Annotated in this window: 11 protein-coding genes; 6 read left to right on the top strand and 5 right to left on the bottom strand. The window is 66.4% G+C overall.

The genetic code is table 11. The features are described 5' to 3' along the window. The first annotated feature begins 205 nt into the window (after positions 1-205). The 6 genes from MJ797_RS19730 to MJ797_RS19705 all read left to right on the top strand — a co-directional run bounded on the left by MJ797_RS19730 (position 206) and on the right by MJ797_RS19705 (position 7,249). Positions 206-358 carry a DUF5679 domain-containing protein gene (locus MJ797_RS19730; protein WP_239312409.1) on the top strand — a complete coding sequence of 51 codons (153 nt, stop codon included), beginning with the start codon at positions 206-208 and terminating at the stop codon, positions 356-358. A 319-nt stretch (positions 359-677) separates the two neighbouring features. Continuing rightward, a complete protein-coding gene (locus tag MJ797_RS19725) occupies positions 678-1,901 on the top strand; it encodes a ThiF family adenylyltransferase (RefSeq protein ID WP_239337832.1) in 1,224 nt (407 codons plus the stop codon). 84 nt (positions 1,902-1,985) lie between these two features. Further along, a complete protein-coding gene (locus tag MJ797_RS19720; RefSeq protein WP_239337829.1) occupies positions 1,986-3,620 on the top strand; it encodes an AarF/ABC1/UbiB kinase family protein in 1,635 nt (544 codons plus the stop codon). A gap of 105 nt (positions 3,621-3,725) precedes the next feature. Continuing rightward, positions 3,726-5,150 carry a DUF234 domain-containing protein gene (locus MJ797_RS19715; protein ID WP_239337822.1) on the top strand — a complete coding sequence of 475 codons (1,425 nt, stop codon included), beginning with the start codon at positions 3,726-3,728 and terminating at the stop codon, positions 5,148-5,150. A gap of 191 nt (positions 5,151-5,341) precedes the next feature. Further along, the gene (locus MJ797_RS19710) at positions 5,342-6,532 is read left to right on the top strand and encodes a hypothetical protein (protein ID WP_239337819.1); all 1,191 of its coding nucleotides are present in this window, start codon (positions 5,342-5,344) and stop codon (positions 6,530-6,532) included. Between the two features lie 9 nt (positions 6,533-6,541). Then, positions 6,542-7,249 (top strand): creatininase family protein, encoded by a 708-nt coding sequence (locus tag MJ797_RS19705; RefSeq protein ID WP_239337816.1) that lies wholly within the window; start codon positions 6,542-6,544, stop codon positions 7,247-7,249. 101 nt (positions 7,250-7,350) lie between these two features. Here the strand turns inward: MJ797_RS19705 and MJ797_RS19700 are convergent, their stop codons facing one another. The 5 genes from MJ797_RS19700 to MJ797_RS19685 form a co-directional block, all read right to left on the bottom strand. Next, positions 7,351-8,907: a hypothetical protein gene (locus MJ797_RS19700; protein ID WP_239337813.1), complete on the bottom strand. Its 1,557-nt coding sequence runs from the start codon at positions 8,905-8,907 to the stop codon at positions 7,351-7,353. Next, positions 8,907-9,152 (bottom strand): type II toxin-antitoxin system RelE/ParE family toxin, encoded by a 246-nt coding sequence (locus MJ797_RS27590; protein ID WP_374582623.1) that lies wholly within the window; start codon positions 9,150-9,152, stop codon positions 8,907-8,909. Before MJ797_RS27590 ends, MJ797_RS19700 begins: the two co-directional genes overlap by 1 nt. A gap of 4 nt (positions 9,153-9,156) precedes the next feature. Next, positions 9,157-9,471 carry a type II toxin-antitoxin system Phd/YefM family antitoxin gene (locus MJ797_RS19695; protein ID WP_239337810.1) on the bottom strand — a complete coding sequence of 105 codons (315 nt, stop codon included), beginning with the start codon at positions 9,469-9,471 and terminating at the stop codon, positions 9,157-9,159. 819 nt (positions 9,472-10,290) lie between these two features. Next, the gene (locus tag MJ797_RS19690; RefSeq protein WP_239337778.1) at positions 10,291-10,566 is read right to left on the bottom strand and encodes an SCO4848 family membrane protein; all 276 of its coding nucleotides are present in this window, start codon (positions 10,564-10,566) and stop codon (positions 10,291-10,293) included. A 26-nt stretch (positions 10,567-10,592) separates the two neighbouring features. After that, on the bottom strand, positions 10,593-12,191 hold the full coding sequence (locus tag MJ797_RS19685; protein WP_239337776.1) for an alkaline phosphatase family protein: 1,599 nt from the start codon (positions 12,189-12,191) through the stop codon (positions 10,593-10,595). Positions 12,192-12,234 lie beyond the last annotated feature (43 nt).

Here is a 12,234-nt window from a genome sequence, read left to right as displayed (position 1 = left end):
TTCCGGCGGCGACCACTTAGCCGAAGGTAGCGCGACAGTCGTTCGCACGCACCAGCGCTGGACCAGCCGCAACATTCGTAGGCCCTGGTAGATACCAAGATCATCGAATCCGACAAGATAGCGACGGGGCGGCCTTCCGGGCCGGCCTTCTTCATCAACAACCCGCGGCCGGCCACCGGCGACCGACGGTACGAGGGGAGAACAGGTGGCAGAGACGTTCGAGGGCTACTGCGTCAAGTGCAAGGACAAGCGGCACTACCAGGGCGAAATACGGGTGAGTGAGTCCGGGCGCCGGATGGCGCGGGGCACCTGCCCGGTCTGCGGCACAACGATCAACAGAATTCTCGGCAAGGCCTGAAGCACAGCGGCGAGTAGTGCCTGCCCGTATCCGCGAGATCGCTAAGACCTCGGGGATACGGGCAGGCACGATCAGGAGCTGGGCAGCGAGCGAGGCCCCGCCCCAGCGCGCCAGCGCACGACTGGCGACAGCGGCCCGCACGGTGTGCTGTGGGGTTTTCTGGCGACCGTCCTCCACAGCTGGCACCATCCACAGCCATCGCTCGACAATCCGGTCAAATACGGCCGTTATCCACAGATCGTTATATATCGGTACACAACGCCGAACGGCATGAGACCGTCTGGGCACGATCTGGTCACCTTCCGTGGAGGAGGACGCGATGCGCCCCATCCTCAAGCCCGGCCTGCGCCGCCTCTGGCGTGACGGGTCCACCCTGCAGATCGGTGTCGATCCGGTACGGGCGATCGTCCTCGGCGGGCTCACGGCGCGGGACGCCTCCGTGCTCGACGCGCTGGACGGCACCCGATCGCGCGAGCAGGTGCTGAACTCGCTCGACGCCGCCCGCCGGGAACTCGTACTTCTGCTGGAGAACACCGGCATGCTGGAGGACGCGGCTTGCGCCGACCGCTCGCCGCTGTCCATGCTGGACCACGAACGCCTGCTGCCCGACCTTGCGTCGATCTCGTTAGGGTCAACCGACCCGACCCATGTCCACCGCATTCTGCGGGCCCGGCGCCACGCACGGATCCAGGTCCGCGGGGCAGGCCGGGTCGGGTCGCAGGTCGCGACCTTGTTGGCCGCGGCCGGGATCGGCTGTGTCGTCGTGGACGACACCGGCGTGACCAGGCCAGCCGATGTCGCGCCGGGCGGAGCCCGTCTCGATGACGTCGGACGCCCTCGCTCGACGGCGACGGCCTCGGCGATCGCCAGGGTCGCCCGCCCGCTCACCTCGCACGGCCGCCGGCAGCGGGCCTGCGAACCGTTTCGCCCCGATCTCGTCGTGATCACCCCGGCTGGGGTTCCCGTCCTCCATCCACACGAGTCCATCGAGCTGGAACGCGTCGGCATCCCGCACCTGCTCGCCGGCATCCGCGAGACCACCGCCGTGATCGGGCCGCTGGTCCTGCCCGGTGTGACCTCGTGTCTGCACTGTCAGCACCTGCATCGCCGAGCGGCCGAGCCGACCTGGCCGCTGCTGGCCCTCCAGCTGTCCCGCCGCCCGGACAGCGGAATCGACGCCTGCGACGTGACACTCGCCGCCGTCGCCGCGGGGATCACGGCAATGCAGGCGCTCACCATGGTCGAATACGACGGACGCAATGCCCGGCACGACGGACGCCGCAACGACGCCCGCACCCGGGCCTGGGGACAGCCGCACCCGCCGACCAGCGGCGATCTGCCGACCATCAATGGAACCCTGGAGATGGCCGCAGCCGAGCTCCGGGTCCGGCGTCGATCGTGGCCGGTGCACCCCGCGTGCCCCTGCCGAAGCGCTCGATTACGCACAGAAACGAATCTTGACGAAGTCGCCAAACAACCCACCAGCCAGCGCACGAGCGCCAACCGACCGGACCGACCGGCGGCCATGCCATCACCCAACTGAACATGTCCATTACAAAAAGTAAAAACGCTGCCCCGACCCACTGTCCTGCCCGCCTGCCGTCCGCCGAACAGGCACGATGGGGTTGTGTCCGAAATCCCAAAACGCGCGATCGTCAGAACCGCCAAACTGGCGGGTCTTCCGCTAGGCATCGCCGGACGGGCCACGGTTGGTATGGGTAAGCGACTCGGTGGACGTCCCGCCGAGATCGTCGCCACGGAACTTCAGCAGCGCACCGCCGAACAGATCTTCCGGGTCCTCGGTGAGCTCAAGGGCGGCGCGATGAAGCTCGGCCAGGCGCTGTCGGTCTTCGAAGCCGCGCTGCCCGAAGAGATGGCCCGGCCCTACCGGGCGGCCCTGACAAAGCTCCAGGAGGCGGCGCCGCCCCTGCCTGCCGCGTCGGTTCATCGGGTGCTGGCGGGCGACCTGGGTCCGGACTGGCGGACGATGTTCCGTGACTTCGACGACACGCCAGCGGCCGCGGCGAGCATCGGCCAGGTTCACCGGGCGGTGTGGGCGGACGGGCTCGAGGTCGCCGTCAAAATTCAGTACCCGGGAGCCGGGCCGGCGTTGCTCGCGGACCTCACCCAGCTCGCGCGCGCGGCGCGGTTGTTCAGCGCGCTGGCCCCTGGGCTGGACATCAAACCCCTGGTCACCGAACTGAAGGAACGGATCATTGAGGAACTCGACTATCGCCTGGAGGCTGCCTGGCAGGCGGCTTTCGCCGAAGCGTTCCACGGCGATCCCGACATCTGCGTACCCAGGGCCGTCATGGGCACGAACCACGTCCTGATATCCGAATGGATCGACGGCAGACCACTATCGAAGATCATTAGCGATGGTACTGCCACCGAACGCGACCGGGCTGGGCTGCTGCTCGTGCGGTTCCTGTACTCCTGTCCCGGACGAGTCGGCCTCCTGCACGCGGATCCGCATCCGGGCAACTTCCGGTTGCTGGCGGACGGCCGGCTGGGAGTCCTCGACTTCGGCGCGGTCAATCGGCTTCCTGACGGGCTGCCCGAACCCATTGGCAGGCTCAGCCGGCTGGCGCTCCAAGGCGATGCGGACGCGGTCATGGCGGGTCTGCGGGCGGAGGGATTCGTCCTGCCGACGGCGAAGGTCGGCGGCGCGGACCTTCTGGACTACCTCGTGCCCATCCTTGAGCCCATCGCCACGGAGGAGTTCCGTTTCTGTCGTGACTGGCTGCGCGGGGAAGCCGTCCGGTTGGGCGATCCCCGCTCCCCCGCGGCCCAGCTCGGCCGCCAGCTCAACCTGCCCCCGTCCTACCTGTTGATCCACCGAGTGACGCTGGGAGCGGTCGGCATCCTCTGCCAGCTCGGCAGCGCGGGGGCCTTTCGCGCCGAGATGCAACGATGGCAGCCTGGCTTCGCCCCGCCAGGGTCCGCCGCGGCCGAGCATGCGCTCTGGGCGAACCGGCCCGGACGCGCGCTGCCGGCGCTCGCCATCGAAACGGATCAGGAGCGTCCACGGCCGCCAGCGGCACCGGTCGTGCCGGGGCCGGCAGCATCGGCGGTGGAGCACCGCGTACCGAAACAACCGAAACAACCGCGGCTCCCCGGGCCGCCCAGCCAGCGTGGCACCGCCGAGCAGGACGCCCCCGCCACCGCGACATCCGGTGATCTCGCAGCTGATGATCTCGTAGCCGGTGACGATGACACACACACTCGAAACCCGTCCGGGACGACCGCCGAAAGCGCCTGAGCATCCACCGGATCACGCAGCCCCCTATCGCCGGTCGTTCCTACTCATCCGGGATACTCTCATCAGTGAGAGTATCCCGGATGAGTAGGAACGAGGCAGGTCGGCATGGCCGAGTTCATCGGACGGGAACGCGAGCTGGCGACGCTTGACCGGCTGTTGCAGCGGGTAAGGGCCGGCGGCCGGGCGGGTCGTCCCGGTCGGGCTGTCCTGATGCGCGGACGTCGCCGCGTGGGCAAGTCGCGATTGGCCGAGGAATTCGTCGACCGCGCGGGCGTGCCATACCTGTTCTTCACCGCGTCGGCGCAGCTGGACATGGCGATGGATCTCCGCCTGTTCACCGAGGCGGGTGCGAGCTCGGATCTTCCAGGCGCCGGCCTGTTCCATGAACAGAAACCCGGATCCTGGGATGCGGCGCTGCGGCTGCTGGCCGGTGCGCTGCCCGCGGACCAACCCAGCGTGGTGATCCTGGACGAGATGCCGTACCTCATCGCCAACGACCCCGGTTTCGAGGGGACGCTGCAGACGCTGTTCGATCGCGAGCTGTCCCGGCGGCCGGTCCTTCTGCTGTGCGTCGGCTCGGACCTGGCGATGATGGAGGCGCTCAATTCCTACGGCCGGCCGTTTCACCAACGCGCTGGCGAGATGGTGATTCCGCCACTGAGCCCGGCCGACGTGTCCACGATGGTGGATCTGAGTTCTGCCGATGCCTTCGACGCCTACCTGGTGACCGGCGGGCTGCCGTTGATCCTGGACGAATGGCCCGGCGGCGCCTCAGTGCACGATTATCTGCGGGAAGCGGTCGACGATCCCACCTCCGCGCTGCTGGTCAGCGCCGAACGTGCGCTGGCCGCCGAGTTTCCCGTCGAAGCGCAGGCCCGCGGGGTCCTTGGTGCCATCGGATCCGGAGAACGGGCCTTCTCGCTTATCGGACGGGCCGCCGGCGGGATCGCGCCGGGCTCCCTGAGCCGCGCGTTGCAGCTGTTGGCCGCCAAGCGCCTGGTCACCGCCATAGTGCCGCTGTCAGTCCGGCCCTCCCGCGAAACCCGGTATCTGATCGCCGACCCCTATCTTCGGTTCTGGCTGACATTCCTCGGCCCGTACCTCCATGAAATCGAGCGGGGCCGCGGCGACCTGGTTCTCGCCCGGATCGAAGCCTCCTGGGCCGCCTGGCGAGGGCGGGCGATCGAGCCGGTGATCAGGGATGCGCTGCACCGGCTTCCCGCGGGGGTACTACCGGACGACACGAACGTCATCGGCGGCTACTGGACCCGTACCAACGACCCGGAAATCGACATCGTCGGCGCGGATCGGGAACCGATCGCCAAAAAGATCACCGTGGTCGGATCGATCACATGGCAGGACAACCGCGCCTTTGACGTGCACGACCTCACTCGGCTCGCCCACCACCGGTCGCGGCTTCCCGGCGCCGACGACGCAACCCCCCTGCTCGCGGTGACCCGTGCCAGCACGGCGACGGCCGGTATCCTCGCCCTCGGCCCGGACGACCTGCTCACCGCCTGGCGCCCCTAAGAGCGCGTCGTACCGCTGGCTTCCCAAAGCCGTAGACCGGATACGCTGAGCGTAGAATCAGGCACTCCGGTGTTGGTCCGCATTCATCATGCGGAGGCTGAATAAGCCAGGATGGGCCGGCCCGCGGCCAGGAGACACCCGCTGTCTTCTGGACCCGGACCGACGTACGCAGGGCGCTGCACGACCGTGACATGGCAACGCTCTTTCTGCTCTACAGCAAGCACGCGAACGCCAGTCAGACCGCGATCGGCCAACGGGTCGGCATTGCCCAACCGGACATCAGCAAGATCGTGCGCCGAAAGCGGCGCGTGGAGGAACAGCAGGTCTTCACCCGCATCGCGGACGGCCTCGACATGCCAGCAGAGGCCCGCCGGCTACTCGGAGTCTCCGTAGGGGACGAGGTGGAGAAAAGCCAGCCGGTCGGGTCGTTCGGGACTCTGACAAGTCCGATCACGCCGCCGCGCCGGGTCAATTCCGAAGCCATGGACGCGCCACACGGCACGCTCGCCCAGTATGCCCGGCTGGACAACATGATGGGGCCACGTCATCTCATGGCCATGGCTGTCGTCCAGCTCGACTTCATCGGCCGCCTGCTGGCCGTGGCGGACGGATCCACCCGGACGCGCGTTCTCCAGGTCGGATCATCGTTCGCCGAGTTCGCCGGCTGGCTGCACCAGGACGCCGGCAACGACCGCGAAGCCGCACGCTGGTCAGACCGAGCTCTGGAGTGGGCGACCGAGGCCGACGACACGTTGATGATCTCCTACATCCTGACGCGCAAGAGCCACCACGCCGCGGCCCGCCGGGACCGCCCGGCAACACTCGGACTCGCCGAGGCCGCCTTGCGTCATGCCGACACCATCAGCCCACGGACCCGAGCCTTGGCCTACCGGCAGATCGCCCGCGGACACGCACTCGCCAGAGACGCAGACGCCTGCGCCCACGCCATCGACAAGGCCCGCGACCAAGCCGCCGTCACCGACGACTACGGCACGGCCGAACGCACCCTCACCGGCTACTGCACTCCGGCGTACATCGAACTGGAGGCCGCCGACTGCTGGCTCATCCTCGGCCGCACAGGCGAAGCAATCACGATCTACGAACGATGCCTGGCCAACTGGCCAGGTGAGTTCGAGCGTGACCGCGGCCTGCATCTCGCGCGACTCGCCAACGCCTACGCGGCCCACTGCGAACCCGCCCGCGCCTGTGCCGTGGCGATGGAAGCAATCCCGATCGTGGCCGACACGGGTTCCGCCCGAGCAGCCGATGAACTGCGCCGCCTACCCGGCTGGCTCGGCCGTTGGCGCAAGACCGACGAGGTCCGCACGCTGACCGACGCACTCACGACCTTGCCGCCGGTCGTACGCCCCGGTCGGCCGTAGGCTGATCACGTGGACTCTCTCGTCACCACGGCCACCACCGACGACATCCGGGCACTCGGTGCCCGGGTCGCTGTGCTCCCGGTCGGGAGCTTCGAGCAGCACGGCGATTTTCTGCCGCTGACGACGGACACCCTCATCGCATCGGCCATCGCCCGCCGAATCGCCGACGACTACAGCCTGTTCCTGCTCCCCCCGATCACCTTTTCCTGCTCCCACGAGCACACCGCCTACCCCGGCACGGTCAGCATCAGCGCCCGCACCCTCATCGCGATGATCGACGACATCGCCACATCCCTACGCGCGTCCGGGGTGGACCGCCTCGTCATCGTGAACGGCCACGGCGGAAACTACGTCCTCTCCAACATCGTCCAGGAAGCGAACACCAACGGCCCGCGAATGATCCTGTTCCCTGGCAAAACCGGCTGGACCCGAGCCCGCGAAACCGCCGGCCTGGAGACCAATCACTCCGAAGACATGCACGCCGGAGAGCTAGAGGTCTCCATTCTTCTACACGTCGCACCCGACCAGGTGAGACCCAGCTACAAGACTGGCGACCACGTAGCCGACGAACGCCCACACCTCCTCGTCACCGGGATGCCTACCTACACCCCGACCGGAGTCATCGGCTATCCATCCCAGGCCACCGCCACCAAAGGCACCGCACTACTCGCCAGCCTCAGCAGCCTATTCAAACCCCACCTCAGCAAAATCGAATGACGGGATACCAAGCGGTAGGTCTCGATGATTGCCGAGTTATCCAATTTAGGGGTCAAGACGCGGCACGGTCCGCGCCCCGCAACCAGCTGTACCTAACCAAATTAGCCAGCGCACTCATTTTTCAGCTCCTGGGTTCGCAGCTTCCAGCGAGCCTTTAGGAGGTCATCTCCAGATTCTGCCGCAACTCGTACGGCAAGTTCAGCAGCGTAGCACCATGGGCATGTAAGAGGTACAAGTTTCGACTGTTCGCGACCATCAACGAACGACCAGAGGTAAGCATCGCGCCGGTGTTTGATCTCTTCCGCCTCGAACGCAGAATCGACCATCTCCAGTAGCCGCGCCGATCTACCGAGCCAATATAAGGCTAGAGTACGATTCGCCAGGTTGATTGACTTACGGTATCCGGCGCGCGCGGCTCGTTCAAACGCATCAAGAGCCACTTCGGGGCGATCCGGCAGTATGCAGAACCCATAGTGATTGTGCATTTCTCCGTCGTCCCAATCTGACTCCAGATAGGCGGAGAACAGCGACGAAGCCGCGCTTCTGTGTCCACTACGAAGTAGGTTCAAAGCGGCATGGGTCAGACGGCCGACACGCTGATTCCTGCCTTTATTCGTCAACGCAAGGTCGGCAACAAAATTTGCCAGACTCTGCCGATCAACAGGGCGATCATCCATCTGCTCGATCGGGAATGGTGGATCGATCCGACTTCCGCGAATGTACCTCCACTCGAGTCTGAGACTTTCCGCCGACCAGTCGCGGAGGTAGGTGTTCGTAAATCGATCGAACATCCACTCGGCCGCTCGGATATCTATGCTAGTCGGACTTCCTGGACCGGCGGCGAGCATCTTTGAAAATTCGCCCGAAGAAGGCGCTTGCCAGTTCAGCAGCCGTCGCCAGTCCAGGGTTTCGCACCAGCGCGCAATCCCATCAAAGAAATCCCCCGAGACCAGGATTGCGAGCTCTTTGGCAAGTCCAACATCGGATTTATCGTCTCCTACCTTTCGGACGGTGACTGGCGGCTCGGTTTTGCTCTCCGATGCATCGATGATTGCCAGCCAGGCCGCCGTCACCTGGTGAAGATCGGCCTGCCCTGGACTCTCATTTCGCTTTACCAAGCCAATCATTAGATCGACCAGGATAATGGCCGAGATGCGTCTCGCAAGGCCATCCAGAATGAGGCGAGGCATATTGAAGCCTCGTCTAGTCAACTCCGAGACGCACTCTACAACGCGCGCTTCTGATTGCAGAACAGTCCGAGCATGGGGAGGCGTAGAGAATATCTGTGCCACTTCGTACAGCAGTGCAACGGTGCGCCACTGAGGAACGGGCAGAGTTCCATTGTCGCGATAATAGATCTCGCCCGCATCGAAGGCTTTATCTTCGTGCGCCCGGGACTTGGGCTTACCAGGACGCGAGCGACGATAGGCCGAGATCCCCAAAGGAGAGAGCGTGATCCCCGGGGCACGCGAAGGCGAGCCGTGCTGTTGGAGCAGTTCCTCACACTCTTCGCCGCAGCCCCGCCCTCCCGCCGGGAGGTCTATTGAGAAGGGACATTCCGGCGTCAGATCCGGCGGCGTACACTGATCGCTCAGCCGTCGCAGCGCGGTGAAGAATATTTCGCGTGCCGGCCCTTCAGATGGCAACTCCCGGCTCATTACCGATACGCGTCCCGCCGTTGGGCGATGATGAGTACATGTGCGGTGCCGTCATCGTTGATCTTATACAAGATCCGATGCGATCGCCCTAGTCTCGCTGACCGAATGCCCTGCAGGGGACCGACGAGCTTCTTTCCTAGACCGTGTTCGGCGTCCAGACGGTTGATAAGATCTCGCGCACGTGCCTTCATAGCGTCGGGTAGCGCGTCCAAGTCGCGCTGCGCTCGTTTACTCCAAGTAGGCACCTCCTCAGACTCCCGACTCCTCGTCGTCCTCGGCGCGCGCCTCGTTCAGAGCTTCCATCGTGGCGCTATCGGCCAAGATGTTCAACGTCTCGATCAGAGACTCGTACTCCTCGTATCCGAGAACGACAGCCATCGGCTTGCCATGTTTCGTCACCGTGAAGACGTCAGCCGACGCGGCAACCTGATCGACGATCTCGCTGAGCTTGTCCCTAGCCTCAGTGAGAGGCGCAGTTCCCATCGTCGCTCCCTTGGGTAGCTCCACGCTCCAACTGTACAGAACTCCGGGCAGGTCGTCCACTGTCTTGGCGTCCCGAGCCACGTACTGGCCGTTGTACCGATCGCATGGCGCACGCAGGGACATGCTGAGTCGGCGAAGATACTGCCCCGCTTCCGTTCGTCGGCGCTGGCGCACCTGCAGTACGAGTCGGCTTGTCAACGAAGATCCGCATCGCGAACCCCGCAGGTGGGCGGCCCGCCTGGCTGGTGGACGGCCATCGGGTGCTACGCGGTCGACGACCGCCGAGTGTGATCACCCGTCGGCAGCCAGGGTGGCAGCCAAGCCGATGGACGACGGCGGACGAGTGTGGACGTCGGCAACCCCGGCCCGCCGCCTGACAGTAACGCTGATGGCAATGGCAGCGGACGACCACGGACCACACATGAAAGGCGGACGTTTCGCGAGTGGTGATCCCGGCCTTCGGCCGGGAGGCTCGCCGCCGGGCAAGTGTCCGGGTTCCACGACCGCGTCAAGGGCGCGCTACGCGCGGTCCTCCGGACTGGCCTTCGGCCACCCTTGACCCGGCCGCTCCACCCGGACGAAAGCAGCAGTTATGGCAGGGGCGAGGCCCCTGCACCCCGGGATGGGCTGCCCCGCTTCGCACCGCCGCGCGCATTCCAGCCCAGGCCCTGTCCGAGAACGGCAACCGGACGGGTCGCCGGACCCGCGGAACCGTTCCGCGCCTGTTCCGTGCACTCTTGTCGAGCGCCGGATTCGGTGGGACCCAGTGAGACTCACGACCAGGATCCATCCCGGGCGTCAGCGGTGGTCAGCGGTGGTCTTCCCAGGTCACCGATATAACGATCAAAGTCGGTTCCGGACCACCACGAGCATTTCAAGACCGCCGCCGTCTCCGCTATGTCAACGACCTGAATTGATCAGCCGTTTGGACGGGGAGGCGTCACCGTTGCCGCGCTGGCGGGCCGCGCGAACGCCACGGATGCCGAGCCAGCCGACCACCGAGCCGATCGCCAGCGAGACGGCGGTGAGCACCAGGTGCACCAGGAAGAACCCGGTCGGGCCGTCGCTCCACGACCGGTCATCAGCCCAGATGTTCTTCAGGAACGTCGGCCAGATCGTCCATGTCCAGACACCCACCGCGACCAGGAACCAGGCAGCCTTCTTCGACAGCGTCATCCCGCCACCCTCGCACCCGTCGCGGCTTACTGGTGATCATTTGCCGTCGCCCGCACGGGCCCCGCGTCGACGCTGCCGGCGTCGAGGTAGATGAAGCCGTAGGCCTCGTCGCGAAAGGGAATGCCGGCGGCCCGCAGGGCATCGTCCCAGTCGCCGGTGCACGCGGGGTCCGCGCCTTCGCTGCCGTGGTCGGCGGTCAGCAGGATGGCGGTGTCGTCGGTGAGTCCGCGCGCGTCGAGCAGGTCGAGGAAGGCCCCCAGACGCCGGTCGGCATCAATCATTGACGCGCGGGCCTGCGGCGAGTAGGGCCCGCCGCCGTGGTGCCCGGTATCGGTCAGCGTCGTGTTCCACCACATGAACGCGGGCGGCTGCGCATCCCCGCCCCACAGCTGCTCGACCTGCGTGAGACCGAGCGCGTCCACCTGGGTCGACCAGGCGTAGTCCGGGTCCGCCTCGACCCACCGCGCGGTCGCGTACGGGTCGTCCTGTGCCGAGGGCAGATGCTCACCCAGACCACTGGCGCCATCGCCGCCGTTCATCGAGCGGACCAGCGCGAAAGTCGAATAGGTCGCGCCCCGGTCGACCGGCTCGTTCACACACGCCGTCGACACGCCCGGACGTGCCGCCGCGATCGCCTCGAAAATCGTCCATACGCCGTCCCGAAGCTGGTCGCACGCCACATGCCAGGTGGACGAGTCGTTGGCGATGATCCGGCGCCCGGTCTCGCGGTCGAAGTAGACGTTGTTCAGGATGCCGTGCCGTCCCGGGCCCACCGCGGTCAGCGCCGAGGTGTGGTTCGTGAGCGTGACGCTCGGGAACTCGGCGATGGCACCACCGGCCAGGGCGCATCCCCGCGCCAGCAGGCGCGCAACGGCCGGCAGCTCACCCGTGCCGGCCATGTTCAGCAGATCATTACAGTTCGCGCCATCCCAGAGCAGCCCGACGACATGGCGGGCGCCCGGCTCACAGAGGTCCGCGAGCGGCCGGCCATCGATCTTTGCCCCCTGCGGGCCCGTCATGGACGCCCCGGCCAGCAACGCCAGGGTCGGTGCGATGTCAACGGTGCGGGCGAAGCGGTGAAGCAGGCCGCGGTGCCTGATCCCGGCCCCGGACAGCAGCAGCGGCGCCCGGGACTGGCCCGCGTCCAGCGACCCGTGCTCACCCAGGTGGCCGCCGCGTTCCGGCCAGTGGTGCGCGGCGCTGTGGACGACCACGATGTCCGGTGACCGGTGCGGGTCGGCGAAGGCCGAGGCGAGCCGTACTCCGGCAAGCGGGTAGGAGTTGCGGTTGTTCGGCGGTGACGGATCATCCAGCGCCGCGTCCAGGGGAACACCGTGCATCGGGTCCTGCACGGCCACCGGATCGTGCCCGCGCAGGACCTGCCAGGGGCTGGTCGGGTCGGCGAGAGCAACCCTGGAAGCGCCGCCAGCGTTGGCGACGGTGAGCCAGCCGTCACGGGCCCACGTGACGACATCCACGATGCCGGCGAGATCCGGGTGGGTCAGGACGGCGACCGCGGCGGACAGGTTGTCACTGCCAGCCCTGACGTGGACCTGATTGCCCGCGGTCAGGGCTGTGTCATGAGCACCGGTCTGGACCGGGAACGTGCGCTGGCTGCTGGGCACGATCAAACACTACCGGCACGCCATGATCCGCCAGGAGACATAT

This window comes from Protofrankia sp. CiP3, from assembly GCF_917627345.1.
Classification (GTDB): domain Bacteria; phylum Actinomycetota; class Actinomycetes; order Frankiales; family Frankiaceae; genus Protofrankia.
Note: the sequence above shows the minus strand (reverse complement) of the source record. Positions and strands in the feature narration are given on the sequence as shown.